This is a genomic window from Pseudomonas paraversuta (assembly GCF_904063065.1).
GTDB classification, from domain to species: domain Bacteria; phylum Pseudomonadota; class Gammaproteobacteria; order Pseudomonadales; family Pseudomonadaceae; genus Aquipseudomonas; species Aquipseudomonas paraversuta.
The window spans coordinates 593,522-614,438 of the sequence record NZ_CAJFCL010000001.1 but is presented as its reverse complement, the minus strand read 5'-3'; the positions used below and the strand labels follow the sequence as shown (position 1 = coordinate 614,438).

The following is a 20,917-nucleotide window of genomic DNA, read 5'->3' as shown; positions in this document are numbered from 1 at the left end:
AAAAGTCGTGACGACTTTTTGCTGTCCTTGGCGCCCGGGAATTCGCGATGCATCTGGCCTTACAGGCGGAACTCGTGGCCCAGATACACTTCTCTGACCAATTCATTGGCCAGAATGGTTTCAGCATCACCTTCGGCTATCAACTGCCCATCGTTGACGATGTAGGCGGTTTCGCAGATGTCGAGGGTTTCACGGACGTTGTGATCGGTGATCAGTACGCCAATGCCCTTGGCCTTGAGGTGATGAATGATTTGCTTGATGTCGCCCACAGATATCGGGTCAACGCCGGCAAAGGGTTCGTCGAGCAGGATGAATTTCGGGGCGGTTGCCAGTGCCCGGGCGATTTCGACCCTGCGTCGCTCACCACCGGACAGGCTCATGCCGAGGCTGTCGCGGATGTGGCTGATGTGGAACTCCTGCAGCAGGCTTTCGAGCTCCTTGCGACGACCGGCCTTGTCGAGTTCTTTGCGCGTTTCGAGGATCGCCATGATGTTATCGGCGACCGAAAGCTTGCGAAAGATCGAGGCTTCCTGGGGCAGGTAACCGATGCCGGCGCGTGCGCGGCCGTGCATCGGCTGGTGGCTGACATCCAGGTCGTCGATCAGTACGCGTCCCTGGTCAGCCTGGACCAGGCCGACAATCATGTAGAAGCATGTGGTCTTGCCTGCACCGTTAGGGCCGAGCAAACCCACGATTTGCCCGCTGTCGATTGACAGGCTGACATCACGTACCACCTGGCGACTCTTGTAGCTTTTAGCCAAATGCTGGGCTTTGAGGGTTGCCATTACTGGGCCTTCTGCTGGTCGGTTTTCTTCTTCGGCTGGATCACCATGTCGATGCGCGGGCGTGGTGCGGTGACTGTGGAGCCATTGGCGCGTCCGGCGTTTGCGACCTGTTTCACCGTGTCATAGACGATCTTCTCGCCTTCGGTGGTGTTGCCGTCGTTGATGACCTTGGCCTTGTCGATCAGCACAATGCGGTTTTGCGGCGCATGGTACTGAATGGTTACGGCGTAGGCCTGAACCGGCTTGGAGTCGGTTGCTTTTTGCAGCTGCTCGAAATAGGCCAGGTTGCCGACTGAGGTCACGATATCAATTTCACCCGCAGCATTGCGGGTAATAGTGACGGTGTTACCGGTGATTTTCATCGAGCCCTGGGTGATGATTACATCGCCCTTGTAGGTCGCGACGCCTTGTTTGTCATCCAGCTGGGCTTCATTGGCCTGGATGCGGATTGGCTGTTCGTTATCGTTCGGCAGAGCCCAGGCGCTCACGCTTCCCAGTGCTGCGCTCAGGCTGAGCAATAAAGGGAGGGATTTAACGAGACTCATACTGTCCTCTTACGTTGGACAGCAGGTCCATCCTGCCGTCTTTCAAATATGCTTTCATGCCCTTGCCAGTTGTTACGCCGCCAGCGCCGTCGATTCTAACGTCTCGCTCGGTCTGCGCATATTGCTTCTGGGGGAATACAGTCATGCGGGAACTGGTAATAACCGTAGTGCGATTTTTTTCATCTGTGCGGGCCACACGTACCGAGTCGATCAGCTCGACCTCGGTGCCGTCCGGATTAACTTCTCCGCGCTCGCTCTGTACGTGCCACGGGAAGGCCGTGCCGCGGTACATTTGCAGGTCGGGCTTGGTCATCAGGGTGACTTCCGATGACAGCACATGCTCGATTTTGTCGGATGTCATTTCATACTGCAGTTTGCCGTCCGGCAAGAACTGCAGGCTGCGCGCATTAAGCGCGTAATAGTCGATAGCGCTTTCATCGACGGCCGCTTTAGGGGTGTCGAGAAAACGTTCGGGGCTGATATTCCAGTAGCCAACTGATGCGAACAACGCAGCAATGACCGTGAATAACAGGATGTTACGGATCTTTTTGCTCAGCATGGAAAACTCTATAGGTAGGCTGCGTGGGCCGCGTCTAGACGGCCTTGAGCGCGCAAAATCAACTCGCAGAATTCGCGTGCGGCACCTTCTCCGCCTCGTGCCTGAGTGACGCCATGGGCGTGCTCGCGAACAAAGCTGGCAGCATTGGCAACTGCCATGCCCAGACCAACTCGGCGGATAACCGGTAAATCAGGCAGATCATCGCCCAAATAGGCGACCTGTTCATAGCTTAGGTTGAGTTGGCCAAGAAGCTCGTCCAATACCACCAACTTGTCTTCGCGCCCCTGATACAGGTGCGCGATACCCAGGTTTTGTGCGCGACGTTCAACCACCGGGGTTTTACGGCCGCTGATAATCGCGGTCTGAACCCCGGCGGCCATCAGCATCTTGATCCCCAGACCGTCCAGCGTGTTGAAGGTCTTGAACTCGCTGCCGTCTTCAAGGAAGTACAGGCGGCCGTCGGTCAAAACCCCGTCAACGTCGAAAATGGCAAGTTTTATGTCTTTGCCGCGCTTGAGTAGATCAAGGGTCATTACATCACTCCTGCGCGTAGCAAGTCGTGCATGTTCAAGGCACCAACCGGCCGGTCTTCCTTGTCGACTACAATCAGTGCGTTGATTTTGTGGTCTTCCATGATTTTCAAGGCTTCGGCGGCGAGCATGTCAGCCCGTGCGGTTTTGCCGTGGGGGGTCATGACTGCATCAATGCTTGCGTTGCGGATATCGATTTCGCGATCCAGGGTTCTGCGCAAGTCACCGTCAGTGAAGATTCCGGCCAGGCGACCATCTTCTTCTATAACCACGGTCATGCCGAGACCTTTGTGCGTCATTTCCATCAATGCATCCTTGAGCAGCGTGCCGCGGACAACCTGCGGCAAGTCTGCGCCCGAGTGCATGACGTTTTCGACTTTCAGCAGCAGGCGGCGGCCCAGGGCTCCACCGGGATGCGAAAAGGCAAAGTCCTCAGCGGTAAAGCCACGGGCTTCGAGCAAGGCTATGGCCAGAGCATCACCCAGCACCAGCGCGGCAGTCGTCGAGGAGGTCGGTGCCAGGTTCAACGGGCAGGCCTCCTGAGCCACGCGGGCGTCCAGGCTGACATCGGCGGCTTTGGCCAGTGGCGACTCGGGGTTGCCGGTGATGCAGATCAACTGGATACCCAAACGCTTGATCAGGGGCAGCAGGGTGACGATCTCTGCAGTCGACCCCGAGTTGGACAGCGCGAGAATAATGTCATCTCGGGTAATCATGCCCATGTCGCCATGGCTGGCTTCGGCCGGATGGACGAAAAAAGCGGTGGTACCGGTGCTGGCCAGAGTCGCAGCAATTTTGTTGCCGATATGCCCGGACTTGCCCATGCCGACCACGACTACCCGGCCCTTGCTGGCCAAAATCATCTCGCAAGCGCGTACGAAGTCTGCGTCGATATGAGCCAGCAAACCTTCTACGGCTTGCAGTTCGAGGCGGATGGTACGCTGAGCAGATTGGATCAGGTCGCTGGATTGGCTCATGTTTGAAGTCAGATAGCCTGAGAAAAGGCAAAGATTATAGCGGTAATGCGCAATTCCCTCACGCTAGATCGTCGTGCTTTGTTGTCTGCGCTACAAACTACTGCCGGGATTACAGCTGAATCGAATTTATTTCGCTGTCTGGAACCTGATACGGCACTCCTTCGGCCTTGGGCGGTCACTATCAGCAGTGCTATAGTTCGCCGCCAGTTCGGCCCGCTCAGGGAACGCGCCTCCCGATAAAGGGGCAAAGTGTCCGGGTGAGAGGCAGAGGCTGCATCGCAAGGAGTTTAGATGAGCGCCGATAACGCCTACGCGGTCGAGCTGAAGGGAGTGTCCTTCAAGCGCGGTACGCGCAGCATCTTCAATAATGTCGATATTCTGATTCCGCGTGGCAAAGTCACGGGAATCATGGGGCCTTCCGGCTGCGGCAAGACCACCCTTTTACGTTTGATGGGAATGCAACTGCGTCCCAGCAGCGGTGAGGTGTGGGTCAACGGTCAGAACCTGCCGACGTTGTCGCGCAGTGATCTGTTCGATGCCCGTAAGCACATGGGGGTGTTGTTTCAGAGCGGGGCGTTGTTCACCGACCTGGACGTATTCGAGAATGTGGCCTTCCCGCTACGGGTTCACACCCAGTTGCCGGAAGAAATGATTCGCGACATCGTGCTGCTTAAATTGCAGGCGGTGGGACTGCGCGGAGCCATTGATCTGATGCCCGACGAGTTGTCTGGCGGCATGAAGCGCCGGGTTGCCCTGGCGCGTGCGATTGCCCTGGACCCGCAGATCCTGATGTATGACGAACCTTTTGTCGGGCAGGACCCCATCGCAATGGGGGTTCTGGTTCGCCTGATTCGTCTGCTCAATGATGCCTTGGGCATCACCAGCATCGTGGTTTCTCACGACCTGGCTGAAACAGCGAGTATCGCTGACTATCTGTATGTAGTCGGCGATGGTCAGGTGCTGGGGCAGGGTACGCCCGAAGAGTTGATGAACGCCGATAACCCGCGTATTCGTCAGTTCATGAACGGCGACCCGGATGGTCCTGTTCCGTTTCACTTTCCGGCGTCGGACTACCGAACCGATCTTCTGGGGAAGCGCTGATGCGCAAGCATTCAATTATGGATCGTGTCGGACTATTCGGCCGGGCCGGTATCGATATCGTCTCGGTACTGGGCCGTTCGGGGATATTCCTCTTTCATTCTTTGCTGGGGCGTGGCGGCATTGGTGGCGGGTTCGGACTGTTGCTCAAGCAGCTGCACTCCGTGGGCGTCATGTCGCTGGTGATTATCGTGGTGTCCGGTGTGTTCATCGGCATGGTCCTGGCGCTGCAAGGCTTCAGTATCCTGTCCAGCTACGGCTCCGAGCAGGCGGTCGGGCAGATGGTTGCCCTGACGCTTCTGCGTGAACTCGGGCCGGTGGTCACTGCGCTGTTGTTTGCCGGGCGTGCGGGATCTGCCCTGACCGCCGAGATTGGCAACATGAAATCCAGCGAACAACTGTCCAGCCTGGAAATGATCGGGGTCGACCCGCTTAAATACATCATTGCCCCGCGCTTGTGGGCCGGGTTCATTTCCCTGCCGATACTGGCGATGATCTTCAGCGTGGTCGGGATCTGGGGTGGTTCGTGGGTCGCGGTTGACTGGCTGGGCGTCTACGACGGCTCATACTGGGCCAATATGCAAAACAGCGTAACCTTCAGTGGTGACGTACTTAACGGGATCATCAAAAGCATCGTTTTTGCCTTTGTGGTGACCTGGATTGCCGTGTTCCAAGGTTATGACTGTGAGCCCACTTCAGAGGGGATCAGCCGTGCCACTACCAAGACCGTGGTGTATGCCTCGTTGGCAGTCCTCGGGCTGGACTTTATTTTGACTGCCTTGATGTTTGGAGATTTCTGATGCAAAACCGCACCATGGAAATCGGTGTCGGCCTGTTTTTGCTGGCTGGCATCCTGGCTTTGTTGTTGCTTGCCCTGCGAGTCAGTGGACTGTCCCCGACCGCCAGCACCGACACCTACAAGCTCTACGCCTACTTCGACAATATTGCCGGTCTTACCGTGCGCGCCAAAGTCACCATGGCGGGCGTGACCATCGGCAAGGTCACGGCAATTGATCTGGACCGGGACAACTTCACTGCCCGGGTCACCCTGCAGCTCGAAAAGAGCGTGGATAACCTGCCGACCGATTCGACAGCGTCTATCCTCACAGCTGGCTTGCTGGGGGAGAAATACATCGGTATCAGCGTCGGCGGCGAAGACGCTGTGCTCAAAGATGGTGGCACCATCCATGACACGCAATCATCGTTGGTCCTTGAAGATCTGATCGGGAAATTCCTGCTCAACACCGTTAGCAAAGAAGCCAAATAAGGAGCTTTTAGATGATTTCTCTCTTGCGCCGTGGCCTGCTGGTAATTCTGGCAGCAGCCCTTCCTTTGGTGGCAAATGCTGCTCCGGGGCAGTCTGCCCACGACATCGTTTCAGATACCACCAACCGCTTGCTGGCAGACCTGTCCGCCAATAAAGAGCTGTACAAGACCAACCCGAGCAAGTTCTACGATGCCCTGAACGGCATTGTCGGTCCTGTGGTGGACGTCGACGGTATTTCCAAAAGCATCATGACCGTGAAGTACTCGCGTAACGCCACCCCGGCGCAAATGCAGCGCTTCCAGGAAAACTTCAAGCGCAGCCTGATGCAGTTCTATGGCAATGCCTTGCTCGAGTTCAAGAACGAAGGCATTACCGTGTCGCCGGCCAAGGATGAAAGTGGCGATCGCACCAGCGTCGACATGACGGTGAAGGGCGACAAGGGCGCGATTTACCCGCTGTCCTACACCCTTAACAAGGTCAACGGCGAGTGGAAAGTTCGTAACGTGATCATCAACGGTATCAATATTGGCAAGCTGTTCCGTGACCAGTTCGCCGACGCCATGCAGCGCAATGGCAACAATCTGGACAAGACCATCGATAACTGGGCGGGCGAAGTTGCCAAGGCCAAGCAAGTTACCGATCAAGCGGCTCCCAAGGCTGCCGGCCAATGAGTGAGGCGGCAGTGACCCTGGCCGGCGAAAGCGAGTTGCGCCTCAGCGGCGTACTCGACTATCAGACCGGCCCTCGCTTGCGCAAGGAAGGTCAGGCCCTGATCAAAAAGGCTCTGGCCAAGACCCTGGTGGTGGATTGCTCGGCGGTCACCAAATCCAGCAGCGTCGGTTTGTCGCTGCTGCTCTGTTACATCCGTGATGCACAAGCCCTGAACAAGCCATTGAGCATCAAGGCAATGCCCGAAGACATGCGCGAAATCGCCCAGGTCTCGGGCTTGACCGAGTTGCTGGCACATCATTAATAGCCATTTATAGAAAAGCCCCCCGTCAGAGTCCTGTTAAGTGGGGTTCGCAGGCGCGGGGCTTTTTTGTATGATGGCCGACCCGCGCGCATCAGGCGCCGATTGAGGTTGAGCATGCAGGCCGTAGAAGTGAAGAGCTTTCTTGAAGGAAAGCTGCCTGGAACCCAGGTAGAAGTTGAGGGCGAAGGCTGCAACTTTCAGCTGAACGTGATTAGTGACGAACTGGTGGCCTTGAGCCCGGTTAAGCGTCAACAAAGCATCTATGCCCATTTGAACCCTTGGATTGCTGATGGCAGTATCCACGCGGTCACTATGAAATTCTTCAGCAGCGCGGCCTGGGCCGAGCGCACCTGAGCCCCCTGAGCCCCCTGAGCCCATTGGCGTCGAGATTGTTATGGATAAATTGATTATTACCGGTGGTGCTCGTCTTGATGGCGAAATCCGCATTTCCGGGGCGAAAAACTCCGCTCTGCCAATTCTTGCTGCAACCCTGCTGTGCGATGGCCCGGTTACCGTTGCCAACTTGCCGCACTTGCACGACATCACCACCATGATCGAGTTGTTCGGTCGCATGGGCATCGAGCCTGTGATCGATGAAAAACTCAGCGTCGAAATCAACCCGAATACCATCAAAACCCTGGTGGCTCCGTACGAACTGGTTAAAACCATGCGTGCGTCGATCCTGGTACTGGGCCCGATGGTTGCCCGTTTTGGCTACGCTGAAGTTGCGTTGCCAGGCGGTTGCGCAATCGGTTCGCGTCCGGTCGACCTGCACATTCGTGGCCTTGAAGCCATGGGCGCAGAAATCGATGTCGAAGGCGGTTACATCAAAGCCAAGGCGCCAGAAGGCGGCTTGCGCGGTGCCAACTTCTTCTTCGATACCGTCAGCGTAACCGGTACCGAGAACATCATGATGGCCGCCGCACTGGCCAAGGGCCGCAGCGTTCTGCAGAACTCTGCCCGCGAGCCTGAAGTCGTCGACCTGGCCAACTTCCTGAACGCCATGGGCGCCAAGGTCAGCGGTGCAGGTACCGACACCATCACCATTGATGGCGTTGAGAAGCTGCACCCGACCACTTACAAAGTAATGCCGGACCGTATCGAAACCGGTACTTACCTGGTGGCTGCTGCAGTGACCGGTGGCCGGGTCAAGGTCAAGGACACTGATCCGACCATCCTCGAAGCAGTACTTGAAAAACTCAAGGAAGCTGGCGCCGAGATCACCACCGGTGAAGACTGGATCGAGCTGAACATGCACGGCAAGCGCCCGAAAGCGGTGAACGTGCGTACTGCACCGTACCCGGCGTTCCCGACCGACATGCAGGCGCAGTTCATTTCGCTTAACGCCATTGCCGAAGGCACGGGTGCAGTGATCGAGACCATCTTCGAAAACCGCTTCATGCACGTGTATGAACTGCATCGCATGGGCGCCAAGATCCAGGTCGAAGGCAACACGGCCATCGTCACCGGTACCGAAACCCTCAAAGGCGCGCCAGTCATGGCGACCGACCTGCGGGCTTCGGCCAGCCTGGTGATCTCGGCGCTGGTCGCCGAAGGTGACACTCTGATCGATCGCATCTACCACATAGACCGCGGCTACGAGTGCATCGAAGAAAAACTGCAAATGCTGGGTGCCAAAATCCGCCGCGTTCCGGGCTAGTTTCTGGTATTTGGCATCATGGGCACAGGGATGGTGTCCAGCCGCCAGGTGACGTAACGGCTTGCAAGCGTTACCTTACCCGGCCTCGAATCGTTCAAGTCGAGCCTGATTATCAGGCTCGATGCATGTCCGGCACCGCTTGTGTCCGGACATAAGTACCCTGATAAGGACTTACGTTTCCCATGTTGACCATTGCACTGTCCAAGGGCCGTATCCTTGACGACACCCTGCCGCTTCTGGCTGAAGCAGGTATTGTGCCGACCGAGAATCCGGACAAAAGCCGCAAGCTGATCATCCCGACCTCCCAGCCCGACGTCCGCCTGCTGATCGTCCGCGCCACTGACGTGCCGACCTATGTAGAGCATGGCGCGGCCGACCTCGGTGTGGCCGGTAAAGACGTGTTGATGGAGTACGGTGGCCAGGGCCTCTACGAGCCACTGGACCTGCAGATTGCCCAGTGCAAACTGATGACTGCCGGTGCCATCGGGGCTGCCGAGCCCAAAGGCCGGCTGCGCGTAGCAACCAAGTTCGTCAATGTCGCCAAGCGTTACTACGCCGAGCAAGGCCGTCAGGTCGACATCATCAAGCTCTATGGCTCGATGGAGCTGGCCCCGCTGATTGGCCTGGCCGACAAGATCATCGACGTGGTCGATACCGGTAACACCTTGCGTGCCAATGGCCTGGAACCCCAGGAATTCATTGCCGCCATCAGCTCCCGTCTGGTGGTCAACAAGGCTTCGATGAAGATGCAGCACGCCCGTATTCAAGCCCTGATCGACACCCTGCGCAAAGCAGTGGAGTCGCGACACCGCGGCTGACTCACCTGCGCGACCCGGGGTCTGTACCCTGAAGTCGCGCCCATCCATCCGTGTAATAGCCAGAAATCTCAGGTACCCGCGCGGATGGCTTGGTAGTCTTGCGGTGCCTGTGCTGTGCAAAACCATAAACTCTAAGCATTCGCCAATTTCCGAGGCCCTCGCTATGACCGCTCCCACTGCAATTCGCCGACTCAACGCTGCTGACCCGGACTTCGCGCAGCATCTGGATCATCTGCTGAGCTGGGAAAGTGTGTCTGACGACTCGGTCAACCAGCGTGTGCTCGACATCATCAAAGCCGTACGCGAACGCGGCGACGCCGCACTGGTTGAGTTCACCCAGCGTTTTGACGGGCTGAGCGTCAAGTCGATGGCGGACTTGATTCTGCCCCGCGAACGCCTTGAGCTGGCACTGACCCGCATCACGGCCCCTCAGCGTGAAGCGCTGGAAAAAGCCGCGCAACGGGTTCGCAGCTACCACGAAAAACAGAAGCAGGAATCCTGGAGCTACACCGAAGCCGACGGCACGGTGCTGGGCCAGAAAGTCACGCCACTGGATCGTGCCGGCCTGTACGTACCGGGCGGCAAGGCGTCGTACCCGTCGTCGGTATTGATGAACGCGATTCCGGCCAAGGTGGCAGGCGTCACCGAAGTGGTGATGGTCGTGCCGACGCCCCGTGGCGAACTCAATGAACTGGTACTGGCTGCTGCCTGTATCGCCGGTGTCGACCGGGTGTTCACCATCGGCGGCGCCCAGGCGGTTGCGGCATTGGCCTACGGCACCGAAAGCGTGCCAAAAGTCGACAAGGTGGTCGGCCCCGGCAACATCTACGTTGCCACTGCCAAGCGCCACGTGTTCGGTCAGGTCGGCATCGACATGATCGCCGGCCCTTCGGAGATCCTGGTGGTGTGCGATGGCCAGACGGATCCGGACTGGATCGCCATGGACCTGTTCTCCCAGGCCGAGCATGACGAAGACGCGCAAGCGATTCTGGTCAGCCCCGACGCCGAGTTCCTCGACAAGGTGGCGGCCAGCATCGCCAAACTGCTGCCAACCATGGAGCGGGCCGAGATCATCAACACTTCGATCAATGGTCGTGGTGCGCTGATTCTGGTCAATGACATGCAGCAAGCCATAGACGTAGCCAACCGCATCGCCCCGGAGCACCTTGAGTTGTCGGTTGCCGACCCGCAAGCCTGGCTGCCGCAGATCCGCCACGCCGGTGCGATCTTTATGGGCCGTCACACCTCCGAGGCGCTGGGCGACTATTGCGCCGGTCCCAACCACGTATTGCCTACGTCCGGTACCGCGCGTTTCTCATCGCCCCTGGGTGTGTATGACTTCCAGAAGCGCTCCTCGATCATCTTCTGCTCCGAGCAGGGCGCTTCCGATCTGGGCAAGACGGCCTCGATTCTCGCCCGTGGAGAATCACTGACCGGCCACGCCCGTAGTGCCGAATACCGGATCATTGCTGACAGCGAACAGGGGCAATAAGCATGAGTAAATTCTGGAGTCCGTTCGTTAAAGAACTGGTGCCTTACGTGCCGGGCGAACAACCTAAGCTGGCCAGACTGGTCAAGCTCAACACCAATGAAAACCCCTACGGCCCTTCGCCAAAAGCGCTGACAGCGATGCAGGCGCAGATAAACGACAACCTGCGCCTGTACCCGGACCCGAACAGTGACCTGCTCAAACAGGCGGTTGCCGAGTATTACGGCGTGCAGACCGGCCAGGTGTTTGTGGGTAACGGCTCTGACGAAGTGCTGGCCCATGTTTTCAACGGCTTGTTTCAACACGACAAGCCGCTGCTGTTCCCGGACATCAGCTACAGCTTCTATCCGGTTTACTGCGGCCTGTATGGCATAGAGTTCGACGCGGTGCCGCTGGATCAACAGTTCCAGATCCAGCCTGCGGATTACGCCAGGCCCAATGGCGGCATCATCTTCCCCAACCCCAATGCTCCGACCGGCTGCCTGCTGGCGCTGGATGCCATTGAGCAAATACTCAAGGCCAGCCCGGATTCCGTGGTGGTCGTGGATGAGGCCTATATCGACTTTGGCGGCGAGACGGCCATCAGCCTGGTCGACCGCTACCCGAACCTGCTGGTGACGCAAACCCTGTCCAAGTCCCGCTCGCTGGCCGGTTTGCGTGTAGGGCTGGCGGTGGGGCATCCCGACCTGATCGAGGCGCTGGAGCGGATCAAAAACAGCTTCAACTCCTACCCGCTGGATCGCATGGCGATTGCCGGTGCGGCGGCGGCGTTCGAAGACCGTGAGTATTTCGAGCACACCTGCAAAGTCGTGATCGACAGTCGCGAGCAAGTGGTCGGGCAGCTACAGGCGCTGGGGTTCGAAGTGCTGCCATCGGCGGCGAACTTCATCTTCGCCCGTCACCCGGAACATGATGCGGCCGCGCTGGCGGCAAAATTGCGGGAGCAGGGGGTGATAGTGCGTCACTTCAAGCAACTGCGCATCGCCCAGTTCTTGCGCATCACTATCGGCACGCCGGAGCAGAATGCGGCGTTGATTGAAGGCTTGTCCGACCTGTAAACCTGCTCTCCTGCTCGCGAGTTTTTAAAAGATCGCGGGCAGGCTCGCTCCTGCAGGTTATTCCTCTTGCTGCGGCGGCTGCTCTTGCGGTGGACGCAGGCCAACCTCGGCGGTGAGCTTGATCTCTTTGCCATTGCGCATGACGACTATCGACACCTTGTCCGAAGGCTTGATGCGCGCCACTTGATTCATTGAGCGGCGGCCGTCGCTGGCCGGTGCACCGTCAATGCTCAAGATCACATCGCCCAGTTGCAGGCCGGCTTTCTGCGCCGGGCCGTCACGGAAAATCCCCGCCACCACAATCCCCGTGCGTCCGGCCAGGCCAAAGGACTCGGCCAGCTCAGCAGTCAACGGCTGCACCTCAATCCCCAGCCAGCCCCGAATCACTTGCCCGTGTTCGATGATCGACTTCATGACTTCCATCGCCAGGTTGATCGGGATCGCAAAGCCTATGCCTTGTGAACCGCCGGACTTGGAGAAGATTGCAGTGTTGATGCCGGTCAGGTTGCCATTGGCATCCACCAGTGCACCACCGGAGTTGCCGGGGTTGATCGCGGCGTCCGTCTGAATGAAGTCTTCATAGTTATTCAGCCCCAACTGATTGCGGCCGGTGGCACTGATGATGCCCATGGTAGTGGTCTGGCCGACCCCGAACGGGTTACCGATCGCCAGGGCGATGTCACCAATGCGCAGGGTGTCCGAGCGGCCGATGGTGATCGCCGGCAAGTTTTTCAAATCGATCTTGAGAACCGCCAGGTCTGTTTCCGGATCGCTGCCAATCACCCGGGCCAATGTTTCGCGGCCGTCCTTGAGTGCCACCACAATCTGGTCGGCGCCCGTTACCACGTGGTTGTTGGTCAGCAAATAGCCCTCGGGGCTCATGATGACCGCCGAACCCAGGCTGGACTCCATGCGTTTTTGCTTGGGCGCGTTATTGCCGAAGAAGTGCCGGAACTGCGGATCTTCGAACAGGGGCTTGGCGTTTTTGTTCACCACCTTGGTGGTGTACAGGTTGGCCACAGCGGGCGCCGCGCGGGTCACGGCGTCGGCATAGGTGACCGGGCCCTGCTGCACGTAAGTGGTTTGCGGGGCCTGCTGCAGATTGACGTCCTGGCTCGGCAACCCGACCCACTGCGGGTAGCGCTGAATAATCAGCATGGCGACAAGCACGCCCGCCAGTAGTGGCCAGCCGGAATAACGCAAAGCCTTAAACATTGAACTCAGTCCTGAAGGTTGCAGAGCCATCTTGACGGCCCATAATGGCGGCCATTATACGAGGGCCGAACGCCTCTGAACGCTATATTTAGGAGTCTTTTATGGCTGTTGCCCTGAGCACACTGGTAGAAGAAGCAAATCGTTACCTGAACTGCGCTGCAATCAGCGATTACTGCCCCAACGGGCTGCAGGTCGAGGGCCGGCCACAAGTGCTGCGAATCGTCAGCGGCGTGACCGCCAGCCAGGCGTTGCTGGATGCGGCAGTCGAGGCCCAGGCCGATCTGGTGCTGGTGCACCACGGTTACTTCTGGAAGGGCGAAGACCCCTGCATCACCGGGATGAAGCAGCGCCGCCTCAAAACCTTGCTCAAACACGATATCAGCCTGCTGGCGTATCACCTGCCCCTCGACCTGCACCCCGAGGTTGGCAATAACGTGCAACTGGCGCGGCAGCTGGACATCACTGTTGAAGGGCCGCTGGACCCGAACAACACCAAAGTGGTGGGGCTGGTGGGTTCTTTGGCCGAGCCGGTGACGGCCCGTGATTTTGCCCGCCGCGTGCAAGAAGCCCTGGGCCGTGAGCCGTTGCTGATTGAAGGCAGTGCAATGATTCGCCGCGTAGGCTGGTGTACCGGTGGCGGTCAGGGTTACATCGATCAGGCGGTACTGGCCGGGGTTGATCTGTACCTGAGCGGCGAAGCGTCGGAGCAAACTTTCCACAGTGCCCGGGAAAACGACATCAGTTTCATTGCTGCCGGCCATCACGCCACCGAGCGTTATGGTGTGCAAGCCCTGGGTGACTACCTGGCCCGCCGCTTTGCCCTTGAACATTTGTTCATCGACTGTCCGAACCCGATTTAACCCTTATGCCCTCTGGGGAGCAGCCGGTCGGCACTCGATTGCCCGCGGGCTTTCAAGATCAAAACATCGCGAGGCAAGCTCGCTCCAGCAGAGGTAAAGAGGCAAACTCGTCGATCTATTCTTAGACCGTTTCGATCTAGTTGGCGCCCTCAATAGAAGAGAGCGCTGTGCTAGGATTCTCCCCTCGAACACGGCCCGCAGGCCGTTCATAAGATAGCTTTCGTGAGTAGCCATGGTCGACAAACTGACGCACCTGAAACAGCTGGAGGCGGAAAGCATCCACATCATCCGCGAGGTGGCAGCCGAGTTCGATAACCCGGTGATGCTGTACTCGATCGGTAAAGATTCTGCCGTGATGTTGCACCTTGCACGCAAGGCGTTTTTCCCAGGCAAGCTGCCGTTTCCGGTGATGCATGTCGACACCCAGTGGAAATTCCAGGAGATGTACCGCTTTCGCGACAAGATGGTTGCCGAGCTGGGCCTGGACCTGATCACTCACGTCAACCCGGACGGCGTGGCGCAAGGGATCAACCCCTTCACCCACGGCAGCGCCAAGCACACCGATATCATGAAGACTGAGGGTCTCAAGCAGGCGCTGGACAAATACGGTTTTGATGCCGCCTTTGGTGGCGCGCGCCGCGACGAAGAAAAGTCCCGTGCCAAAGAGCGCGTGTACTCTTTCCGCGACAGCAAGCACCGCTGGGATCCGAAAAACCAGCGCCCCGAGTTGTGGAACGTTTACAACGGCAACGTCAACAAGGGCGAATCGATTCGCGTGTTCCCGTTGTCGAACTGGACCGAACTCGATATCTGGCAGTACATCTATCTCGAAGGCATTCCTATTGTGCCCCTGTACTTCGCGGCCGAACGCGATGTGATCGAGAAGAACGGCACCCTGATCATGATCGACGACGAGCGCATCCTTGAGCACCTGTCTGACGAAGACAAGGCTCGCATCGTCAAGAAAAAGGTCCGTTTTCGTACGCTTGGCTGCTACCCGCTGACCGGCGCGGTGGAGTCCGAGGCTGAAACCCTGACCGACATCATCCAGGAAATGCTCCTGACCCGAACTTCCGAGCGCCAGGGCCGAGTCATCGATCACGATGGTGCCGGCTCGATGGAAGATAAAAAACGTCAGGGTTATTTCTAAGGGGTTGTCATGTCGCATGTATCTGATTTGATCAGCGAGGACATCCTCGCCTACCTGGGCCAGCACGAGCGCAAAGAGATGTTGCGCTTTCTGACCTGCGGCAACGTCGACGACGGCAAGAGCACCCTCATCGGGCGCCTGCTGCACGACTCCAAGATGATCTACGAAGATCACCTGGAAGCCATCACCCGTGACTCGAAAAAGAGCGGCACCACCGGTGACGACATCGACCTGGCGCTGCTGGTGGACGGTCTGCAAGCCGAGCGCGAGCAGGGCATCACCATTGACGTGGCGTACCGTTATTTCTCGACCGCCAAGCGTAAATTCATCATTGCCGACACCCCGGGCCATGAGCAGTACACCCGCAACATGGCCACCGGTGCTTCGACCTGTGACCTGGCGATCATTCTGGTGGATGCCCGTTACGGCGTGCAGACCCAGACCCGTCGCCACAGCTTCATCGCTTCGTTGCTGGGCATCAAACACATCGTGGTGGCCATCAACAAGATGGACCTCAAGGACTTCGATCAGGGTGTTTTCGAGTCGATCAAGGCCGATTACCTGAAGTTCGCCGAAGGCTTGCAGATGAAGCCCACCAGCATGCACTTTGTGCCGATGTCTGCCCTCAAGGGCGACAACGTGGTGAACAAAAGCGAGCGCTCGCCGTGGTACACCGGCCAGTCGCTGATGGAAATTCTTGAGACCGTTGAAGTGGCGGCCGATCGCAACCTCACCGACCTGCGCTTCCCGGTGCAGTACGTGAACCGTCCAAACCTGAACTTCCGTGGCTTTGCCGGTACGCTGGCCAGTGGCATCGTGCGCAAGGGCGACGAAATTGTGGTGCTGCCGTCGGGCAAGAGCAGCCGGGTCAAATCCATCGTCACCTTTGAAGGTGAGCTGGAACACGCCGGTCCGGGTCAGGCGGTGACGCTGACCATGGAAGACGAGATCGACATCTCCCGTGGCGACTTGTTGGTGCATGCCGACAACCAGCCGCTGGTGACCGACAACTTTGAGGCCATGCTGGTGTGGATGGCTGAAGAGCCGATGTTGCCGGGCAAGAAATACGACATCAAGCGTGCCACCAGCTATGTGCCGGGTTCGATCGCCAGCATCGTCAACAAGGTCGATGTAAACACCCTGGAAGAAGGCCCGGCCAGTGCCTTGCAGCTGAACGAGATCGGTAAGGTCAGGATCAGCCTCGATGCACCGATTGCGCTGGATGGCTATGCCAGCAACCGCACCACGGGCTCATTCATTATTATCGATCGCCTGACCAACGGCACCGTCGGCGCGGGCATGATTGTCGCCCAGCCGCAGAGCCATGGCAGCGCGACCCATCATGGCGAACTGGCCCATGTGACCACCGAGGAGCGGGCCCAGCGTTTTGGCCAGCAACCGGCCACCGTGCTGTTCAGCGGTCTCTCCGGGGCGGGCAAAAGCACCCTGGCCTACGCCGTTGAGCGCAAGCTGTTCGATATGGGGCGTGCGGTGTTCGTGCTGGATGGCCAGAACCTGCGCCACGACCTGAACAAGGGCTTGCCCCAGGATCGTGCCGGGCGTACCGAGAACTGGCGTCGTGCTGCCCATGTGGCGCGTCAGTTCAACGAAGCCGGTTTGTTGACCCTGGCCGCGTTCGTGGCTCCGGATGCCCTGGGCCGTGAAGAGTCCAAGGCACTGATCGGTGATGATCGCCTGCTGACCGTCTATGTGCAGGCATCTCCGGCCGTATGTGCCGAGCGTGACCCGCAAGGGCTGTATGCAGCCGGTGGCGATAACATCCCGGGAGAATCTTTCCCGTATGACGTGCCGTTGAATGCCGATCTGGTGGTCAATACGCAATCGCTGTCGCTGGATGAAAGTGTGAAGCTGGTACTGGAACTGTTGCGCAAACACGGCGCTATCTAAGCCGTACGAAAAAGCCCGCCACCGAGTACTCGGTGGCGGGCTTTTTTATGCGCGTGTATTTCCCCTCTGCAGGAGCGAGCTTGCTCGCGATCTATTTCGGGCACGCGAGCATGGGGATAGCTCAGGCGCCGGGGTATTTGCGATGCAACTCGTCCAGCAGCCGGTCCTTGTTTTCCCACAAGGTATTGATCCAGCTCTGAAACGCCCGCTTGTACTCAGGGTCCTGGTCGTAGTTTTTACCGATAAACCCGGCCGGGATTCTCAGCTCTTCGAAATCCACCACCACCTCCCGCACGTTGCCGCACAGCAGATCCCAATAACCCGGTCTGCCGCCTGGGTAGTGGATCGTCACGTTGATGATCGATTGCAGCTGTTCGCCCATCGCATCCAGGACAAAGGCAATGCCGCCGGCCTTGGGCTTGAGCAGGTAGCGAAACGGAGAGTTCTGCTGCGCGTGTTTGGCCTCGGTAAAGCGTGTGCCTTCAACGAAATTGAAAATCGCTACCGACTGGTTTTTAAACTTGGCGCAGGTTTTACGGGTGGTGGCCAGGTCCGCGCCTTTTTTCTCCGGGTGTTTGTCCAGGTAAGCCTTGGTGTAGCGCTTCATGAACGGGAAGCCCAGAGCCCACCACGCCAGACCGATCACCGGGACCCAGATCAGCTCCTGCTTGAGGAAGAACTTGAGCGGACGAATACGTTTGTTGAGCACGTACTGCAGCACCATGATGTCAACCCAGCTCTGGTGGTTGCTGGTGATCAGGTAGGAGTGCTGGTAGTCCAGCCCCTCAAGGCCTTCGATATGCCAGCGGGTCTTGCGCAGTAAATCCATCCAGCGCGAATTGTTGCTGACCCAGGCTTCGTGGATCCGGCGCATCAACTCGTCGGTCACACGCTGCGCCGCCGGGAATGGCAGGCACAGCTTGAAAATGGCAACTACGAACAGCGGCGTGCAACACAGGATAGTGTTGATCGCCAGTAGCAATGAAGCGATGACGCCGCGTAACGGCGCAGGCAGGAAATCCAGCATTTACACATCCATAGGTCGGTTGGCGGCTTGAATCGCCGTGAGGGCGATGGTGTAGACAATGTCGTCGACTTGCGCGCCGCGAGGCAGATCATTTACCGGTTTGCGCAGACCTTGCAGCATAGGCCCAAGGCTGACGCAATCGGCGCTGCGCTGTACCGCCTTGTGCGTGGTGTTGCCGGTGTTCAGGTCAGGGAACACAAAGACCGTCGCCCGGCCCGCCACTTTGCTGTCGGGGGCCAGTTGTCTGGCGACCGCTTCATTGGCAGCGGCGTCATATTGCAGAGGCCCGTCGATCAGCAATGAATGCTGGGCCTCATGGGCCAGCAGGGTGGCTTCGCGTACTTTTTCGACCTCTTCGCCACTGGCCGATTCGCCGCTGGAGTAGCTGATCATTGCCACCCGCGGGGTAATGCCGAAGGCGGCGGCCGAGTCGGCGCTTTGCAAGGCAATTTCGGCCAGTTCACTGGCGGACGGATGCGGGTTCATCACGCAGTCGCCATATACCAGCACTTGTTCGGGAAACAGCATGAAGAACACCGATGACACCAGGGTGCAGCCCGGTGCCGTCTTGATCAGTTGCAGGGCCGGGCGGATGGTGTTGGCGGTCGAGTGAATAACCCCGGAAACCAGCCCGTCCACTTCGTCCAGGGCCAGCATCATGGTGCCGATCACCACGGTGTCTTCCAGCTGTTGCTCGGCCATCGGCGCATTGATACTTTTGGTTTTACGCAGTGCCACCATCGGTTCGACGTAACGCCCGCGAATCAGATCCGGGTCCAGAGTCTCCAGCCCCTCAGGCAGCTCGAAACCGTGGGCCTTGGCCACTGCCAGAACCTCTTCAGGTTTGGCCAGCAATACGCAGCGGGCAATTCCGCGGGCATGGCAAATGGCAGCCGCCTGCACGGTCAATGGCTCGCTGCCCTCGGGCAGGACGATGCGCTTGTTGGCTTGCTGGGCCCGCTGGATCAGTTGATAGCGGAACACCGCCGGGGTCAGGCGCATTTCCCGCGGGGTGCCGCAGCGTTGATGCAGCCAGTTGGCGTCCAGATGGCCGGCAACAAAGTCGGTGATGATTTGCGCGCGCTCGCGGTCATCAATCGGGATTTCCTTGTTCAGCTGGTTGAGCTGGTTCGCCGTGTCATAGGACCCTGTACTCACTGACAGCACCGGCAGCCCGGCCTGCAGCGCGCCACGGCACAGTTCCATAAGGCGCGGGTCGGGCTTGGTGTCGCTGGTCAGCAGCAGCCCGGCCAGCGGCACGCCATTCATGGCCGCCAGGCTGACAGCCAGAATAATGTCATCGCGATCGCCGGGGGTAACCACCAGCACCCCGGGTTTGAGCAGTTGCAAGGTGTTGAGTACGGTGCGGGCGCACAGAATGATTTTCGACATGCGCCGGGTTTCGTAGTCCCCGGCATTCAGCACCTGGGCACCCAGCAGGTCGGCCACGTCGCGGGTGCGTGGCGCGTTGAGTTCGGGTTGGTAAGGAATGCAGCCCAGCAGTCTGAAATCGCCACTGCGCAGCAACGGCGAGTGCTCTTTGAGGCGCGCCGAAAAAACTTCCATGCTTTCGTCGGTGCGCACCTTGTTGAGGATCACGCCCAGCACTTTCGGATCTTTGGGGCCACCAAACAACTGTGCCTGCAATTCAACCCGGCCGGAGAGCTCGGTCAGCACTTCGTTTTCCGGGGCCGACACCAGAATCACCTCGGCATCCAGGCTCTTGGCCAGGTGCAGGTTGACCCGTGCGGCGTAACTGGCGGTGCGGGTGGGCACCATGCCCTCAACGATCAGTACATCTTTACCAATGGCTGCTTCTTGATAAAGGCTGATGATTTCTTCGAGCAGTTCATCCAGTTGGCCGTCACCCAGCATGCGTTCCACATGGGCCAGTCCCAAAGGGGTTGGCGGCTTGAGACCGTGGGTGCGGGCGATCAGTTCGGTCGAGCGCTCAGGGCCGATATCACCCGGATGCGGCTGGGCAATCGGCTTGAAAAAGCCGACTTTCAACCCCGCGCGCTCCAGCGTGCGAACCAGTCCGAGGCTAATAGATGTCAGGCCCACACCGAAATCAGTGGGGGCAATAAAGAAAGTTTGCATGCGAGCTTCCTGACGTGGCAGTGCAGGGCAGCGTCCGATGTGCGGGACGGGTGCCTGAATCAATTGCCAAGATTAGCGCTATCTGCGTCTTGAGCACACCAGCCACAGGTAAAGGGCTGACCTATTTTTTTCTGGCGTTGCTGCGGGTCAAGGACCCAGGGCCTGGATTGCCAGGGTGGCTGGTGACGAAGGTGCTGGGTATGGCCACATGACAACACTGCGACCCAGTGCTGCTCTTCATCTTGACGCCAGCCAATGATCGTTGAAGTTTTCAAAGTTATCCGTTGGTCTTTGTTGTATTCGCTTTCGGGCGATTGCTTGGTTAGACTTGCGAACTCACTTATTTTTTTGCAAAAGGTCTCGCCCCATGACGATCGCCGCCAACAAGGCTGTCTCCATCGAATATACCCTGACCAACGACGATGGTGATGTCATCGATAGCTCTGCCGGCGGTGCACCGCTGGTTTACCTGCAAGGCGCAGGTAACATCATTCCGGGTCTGGAAAAGGCGCTTGACGGCAAGGCCGTTGGTGAAGAACTGACAGTGACCGTTGAACCTGAAGACGCTTACGGCGAGTACTCTGCCGAACTGGTCAGCACCTTGAGCGCCAGCATGTTCGAAGGCGTAGACACACTGGAAGTGGGCATGCAGTTCCACGCTTCCGCGCCGGACGGCCAGATGCAGATCGTGACTATCCGTGATCTGGACGGTGACGACGTAACTGTAGACGGCAACCACCCGTTGGCAGGCCAGCGCCTGACCTTCAAGGTCAAGGTTGTTGCTGTACGTGACGCGAGCGAAGAAGAAGTTGCTCACGGTCACGTGCACGGTGAAGGCGGTCATCAGCACTGATCACTGCTGCTACGCTCAATTGCGAGCTAGCCAGAAAAAGGCGCC

Annotated in this window: 22 protein-coding genes and 1 pseudogene; 14 read left to right on the top strand and 9 right to left on the bottom strand. The window is 58.4% G+C overall.

What is annotated here, in order from left to right; translation table 11 throughout:
• Nucleotides 1–59: 59 nt before the first annotated feature.
• The 5 genes from lptB to JQ845_RS02840 are packed head-to-tail and all read right to left on the bottom strand — an operon-like array spanning nucleotide 60 to nucleotide 3,396.
• Nucleotides 60–785 carry an LPS export ABC transporter ATP-binding protein gene (lptB, locus tag JQ845_RS02860; RefSeq protein WP_003439894.1) on the bottom strand — a complete coding sequence of 242 codons (726 nt, stop codon included), beginning with the start codon at nucleotides 783–785 and terminating at the stop codon, nucleotides 60–62.
• Entirely contained in the window at nucleotides 785–1,330 is a 546-nt protein-coding gene (lptA, locus tag JQ845_RS02855) for a lipopolysaccharide transport periplasmic protein LptA (RefSeq protein ID WP_003439896.1), read from the bottom strand. Before lptA ends, lptB begins: the two co-directional genes overlap by 1 nt.
• Nucleotides 1,317–1,889, bottom strand: coding sequence for an LPS export ABC transporter periplasmic protein LptC (gene lptC / locus JQ845_RS02850; RefSeq protein ID WP_003439897.1), 573 nt, complete (start codon nucleotides 1,887–1,889; stop codon nucleotides 1,317–1,319). The genes lptA and lptC overlap by 14 nt, the downstream gene beginning before the upstream one ends.
• An 8-nt stretch (nucleotides 1,890–1,897) precedes the next feature.
• Nucleotides 1,898–2,422 (bottom strand): KdsC family phosphatase, encoded by a 525-nt coding sequence (locus tag JQ845_RS02845; protein ID WP_127196059.1) that lies wholly within the window; start codon nucleotides 2,420–2,422, stop codon nucleotides 1,898–1,900.
• Nucleotides 2,422–3,396, bottom strand: coding sequence for a KpsF/GutQ family sugar-phosphate isomerase (locus tag JQ845_RS02840; RefSeq protein ID WP_203008156.1), 975 nt, complete (start codon nucleotides 3,394–3,396; stop codon nucleotides 2,422–2,424). The genes JQ845_RS02845 and JQ845_RS02840 overlap by 1 nt, the downstream gene beginning before the upstream one ends.
• Nucleotides 3,397–3,687: 291 nt before the next feature.
• Between JQ845_RS02840 and JQ845_RS02835 the strand changes: the two genes are divergently transcribed.
• The 10 genes from JQ845_RS02835 to hisC all read left to right on the top strand — a co-directional run bounded on the left by JQ845_RS02835 (nucleotide 3,688) and on the right by hisC (nucleotide 11,759).
• Complete coding sequence (locus JQ845_RS02835) at nucleotides 3,688–4,497, top strand: ATP-binding cassette domain-containing protein (protein ID WP_003439910.1); 810 nt, start codon at nucleotides 3,688–3,690, stop codon at nucleotides 4,495–4,497.
• Nucleotides 4,497–5,294: a lipid asymmetry maintenance ABC transporter permease subunit MlaE gene (gene mlaE / locus JQ845_RS02830; RefSeq protein WP_003439912.1), complete on the top strand. Its 798-nt coding sequence runs from the start codon at nucleotides 4,497–4,499 to the stop codon at nucleotides 5,292–5,294. The genes JQ845_RS02835 and mlaE overlap by 1 nt, the downstream gene beginning before the upstream one ends.
• Nucleotides 5,294–5,761, top strand: a complete 468-nt coding sequence (gene mlaD / locus JQ845_RS02825; protein WP_003439913.1) for an outer membrane lipid asymmetry maintenance protein MlaD — start codon at nucleotides 5,294–5,296, stop codon at nucleotides 5,759–5,761. Before mlaE ends, mlaD begins: the two co-directional genes overlap by 1 nt.
• An 11-nt stretch (nucleotides 5,762–5,772) precedes the next feature.
• Nucleotides 5,773–6,432 (top strand): MlaC/ttg2D family ABC transporter substrate-binding protein, encoded by a 660-nt coding sequence (locus tag JQ845_RS02820; protein WP_003439915.1) that lies wholly within the window; start codon nucleotides 5,773–5,775, stop codon nucleotides 6,430–6,432.
• Nucleotides 6,429–6,734 carry an STAS domain-containing protein gene (locus tag JQ845_RS02815; protein WP_003439917.1) on the top strand — a complete coding sequence of 102 codons (306 nt, stop codon included), beginning with the start codon at nucleotides 6,429–6,431 and terminating at the stop codon, nucleotides 6,732–6,734. Before JQ845_RS02820 ends, JQ845_RS02815 begins: the two co-directional genes overlap by 4 nt.
• A 114-nt stretch (nucleotides 6,735–6,848) precedes the next feature.
• Complete coding sequence (locus JQ845_RS02810) at nucleotides 6,849–7,088, top strand: BolA family protein (RefSeq protein WP_003439919.1); 240 nt, start codon at nucleotides 6,849–6,851, stop codon at nucleotides 7,086–7,088.
• Between the two features lie 40 nt (nucleotides 7,089–7,128).
• The gene (gene murA, locus JQ845_RS02805; RefSeq protein WP_003439921.1) at nucleotides 7,129–8,394 is read left to right on the top strand and encodes a UDP-N-acetylglucosamine 1-carboxyvinyltransferase; all 1,266 of its coding nucleotides are present in this window, start codon (nucleotides 7,129–7,131) and stop codon (nucleotides 8,392–8,394) included.
• Between the two features lie 182 nt (nucleotides 8,395–8,576).
• Entirely contained in the window at nucleotides 8,577–9,212 is a 636-nt protein-coding gene (gene hisG, locus JQ845_RS02800; protein ID WP_003439923.1) for an ATP phosphoribosyltransferase, read from the top strand.
• A gap of 163 nt (nucleotides 9,213–9,375) precedes the next feature.
• Nucleotides 9,376–10,704: a histidinol dehydrogenase gene (gene hisD / locus JQ845_RS02795; protein WP_003439925.1), complete on the top strand. Its 1,329-nt coding sequence runs from the start codon at nucleotides 9,376–9,378 to the stop codon at nucleotides 10,702–10,704.
• Between the two features lie 2 nt (nucleotides 10,705–10,706).
• Nucleotides 10,707–11,759, top strand: coding sequence for a histidinol-phosphate transaminase (gene hisC, locus JQ845_RS02790; RefSeq protein ID WP_003439926.1), 1,053 nt, complete (start codon nucleotides 10,707–10,709; stop codon nucleotides 11,757–11,759).
• A gap of 57 nt (nucleotides 11,760–11,816) precedes the next feature.
• Here the strand turns inward: hisC and algW are convergent, their stop codons facing one another.
• Nucleotides 11,817–12,974: a Do family serine endopeptidase AlgW gene (gene algW, locus JQ845_RS02785; protein WP_003439928.1), complete on the bottom strand. Its 1,158-nt coding sequence runs from the start codon at nucleotides 12,972–12,974 to the stop codon at nucleotides 11,817–11,819.
• A 101-nt stretch (nucleotides 12,975–13,075) separates the two neighbouring features.
• Between algW and JQ845_RS02780 the strand changes: the two genes are divergently transcribed.
• The 3 genes from JQ845_RS02780 (at nucleotide 13,076) to cysN (ending at nucleotide 16,892) form a co-directional block, all read left to right on the top strand.
• Entirely contained in the window at nucleotides 13,076–13,834 is a 759-nt protein-coding gene (locus JQ845_RS02780) for a Nif3-like dinuclear metal center hexameric protein (protein ID WP_203008153.1), read from the top strand.
• Between the two features lie 232 nt (nucleotides 13,835–14,066).
• Nucleotides 14,067–14,984: a sulfate adenylyltransferase subunit CysD gene (cysD, locus tag JQ845_RS02775; RefSeq protein ID WP_003439932.1), complete on the top strand. Its 918-nt coding sequence runs from the start codon at nucleotides 14,067–14,069 to the stop codon at nucleotides 14,982–14,984.
• A gap of 9 nt (nucleotides 14,985–14,993) precedes the next feature.
• Nucleotides 14,994–16,892 carry a sulfate adenylyltransferase subunit CysN gene (cysN, locus tag JQ845_RS02770; protein WP_003439933.1) on the top strand — a complete coding sequence of 633 codons (1,899 nt, stop codon included), beginning with the start codon at nucleotides 14,994–14,996 and terminating at the stop codon, nucleotides 16,890–16,892.
• Nucleotides 16,893–17,013: 121 nt separating this feature from the next.
• Here cysN and JQ845_RS02765 read toward each other — a convergent pair whose 3' ends face one another.
• The 3 genes and pseudogenes from JQ845_RS02765 to JQ845_RS02755 all read right to left on the bottom strand — a co-directional run bounded on the left by JQ845_RS02765 (nucleotide 17,014) and on the right by JQ845_RS02755 (nucleotide 20,388).
• A complete protein-coding gene (locus JQ845_RS02765) occupies nucleotides 17,014–17,919 on the bottom strand; it encodes an acyltransferase (protein ID WP_003439935.1) in 906 nt (301 codons plus the stop codon).
• A complete protein-coding gene (gene pta / locus JQ845_RS02760; RefSeq protein ID WP_203008126.1) occupies nucleotides 17,920–20,019 on the bottom strand; it encodes a phosphate acetyltransferase in 2,100 nt (699 codons plus the stop codon).
• 59 nt (nucleotides 20,020–20,078) lie between these two features.
• Nucleotides 20,079–20,388 (bottom strand): annotated as a pseudogene (locus JQ845_RS02755) (DUF3565 domain-containing protein).
• Here JQ845_RS02755 and JQ845_RS02750 point away from each other — a divergent pair.
• A complete protein-coding gene (locus JQ845_RS02750; protein ID WP_003439940.1) occupies nucleotides 20,387–20,872 on the top strand; it encodes an FKBP-type peptidyl-prolyl cis-trans isomerase in 486 nt (161 codons plus the stop codon). The pseudogene JQ845_RS02755 and the gene JQ845_RS02750 overlap by 2 nt on opposite strands.
• The last annotated feature ends 45 nt before the right edge of the window (nucleotides 20,873–20,917 follow it).

Excerpts from the sequence above, each read along its gene's own strand:
- JQ845_RS02815 (WP_003439917.1), top strand. The coding sequence starts at position 6,429 with ATGAGTGAGGCGGCAGTGACCCTGGCCGGCGAAAGCGAGTTGCGCCTC.
- mlaE (WP_003439912.1), top strand. The coding sequence starts at position 4,497 with ATGCGCAAGCATTCAATTATGGATCGTGTCGGACTATTCGGCCGGGCC.
- hisD (WP_003439925.1), top strand. The coding sequence starts at position 9,376 with ATGACCGCTCCCACTGCAATTCGCCGACTCAACGCTGCTGACCCGGAC.
- JQ845_RS02750 (WP_003439940.1), top strand. The coding sequence starts at position 20,387 with ATGACGATCGCCGCCAACAAGGCTGTCTCCATCGAATATACCCTGACC.
- JQ845_RS02765 (WP_003439935.1), bottom strand. The coding sequence starts at position 17,919 with ATGCTGGATTTCCTGCCTGCGCCGTTACGCGGCGTCATCGCTTCATTG.
- cysD (WP_003439932.1), top strand. The coding sequence starts at position 14,067 with ATGGTCGACAAACTGACGCACCTGAAACAGCTGGAGGCGGAAAGCATC.
- cysN (WP_003439933.1), top strand. The coding sequence starts at position 14,994 with ATGTCGCATGTATCTGATTTGATCAGCGAGGACATCCTCGCCTACCTG.
- lptB (WP_003439894.1), bottom strand. The coding sequence starts at position 785 with ATGGCAACCCTCAAAGCCCAGCATTTGGCTAAAAGCTACAAGAGTCGC.
- murA (WP_003439921.1), top strand. The coding sequence starts at position 7,129 with ATGGATAAATTGATTATTACCGGTGGTGCTCGTCTTGATGGCGAAATC.
- mlaD (WP_003439913.1), top strand. The coding sequence starts at position 5,294 with ATGCAAAACCGCACCATGGAAATCGGTGTCGGCCTGTTTTTGCTGGCT.
- pta (WP_203008126.1), bottom strand. The coding sequence starts at position 20,019 with ATGCAAACTTTCTTTATTGCCCCCACTGATTTCGGTGTGGGCCTGACA.
- JQ845_RS02840 (WP_203008156.1), bottom strand. The coding sequence starts at position 3,396 with ATGAGCCAATCCAGCGACCTGATCCAATCTGCTCAGCGTACCATCCGC.
- lptA (WP_003439896.1), bottom strand. The coding sequence starts at position 1,330 with ATGAGTCTCGTTAAATCCCTCCCTTTATTGCTCAGCCTGAGCGCAGCA.
- JQ845_RS02780 (WP_203008153.1), top strand. The coding sequence starts at position 13,076 with ATGGCTGTTGCCCTGAGCACACTGGTAGAAGAAGCAAATCGTTACCTG.
- hisC (WP_003439926.1), top strand. The coding sequence starts at position 10,707 with ATGAGTAAATTCTGGAGTCCGTTCGTTAAAGAACTGGTGCCTTACGTG.
- JQ845_RS02845 (WP_127196059.1), bottom strand. The coding sequence starts at position 2,422 with ATGACCCTTGATCTACTCAAGCGCGGCAAAGACATAAAACTTGCCATT.
- JQ845_RS02810 (WP_003439919.1), top strand. The coding sequence starts at position 6,849 with ATGCAGGCCGTAGAAGTGAAGAGCTTTCTTGAAGGAAAGCTGCCTGGA.
- JQ845_RS02835 (WP_003439910.1), top strand. The coding sequence starts at position 3,688 with ATGAGCGCCGATAACGCCTACGCGGTCGAGCTGAAGGGAGTGTCCTTC.
- JQ845_RS02820 (WP_003439915.1), top strand. The coding sequence starts at position 5,773 with ATGATTTCTCTCTTGCGCCGTGGCCTGCTGGTAATTCTGGCAGCAGCC.
- algW (WP_003439928.1), bottom strand. The coding sequence starts at position 12,974 with ATGTTTAAGGCTTTGCGTTATTCCGGCTGGCCACTACTGGCGGGCGTG.
- hisG (WP_003439923.1), top strand. The coding sequence starts at position 8,577 with ATGTTGACCATTGCACTGTCCAAGGGCCGTATCCTTGACGACACCCTG.
- lptC (WP_003439897.1), bottom strand. The coding sequence starts at position 1,889 with ATGCTGAGCAAAAAGATCCGTAACATCCTGTTATTCACGGTCATTGCT.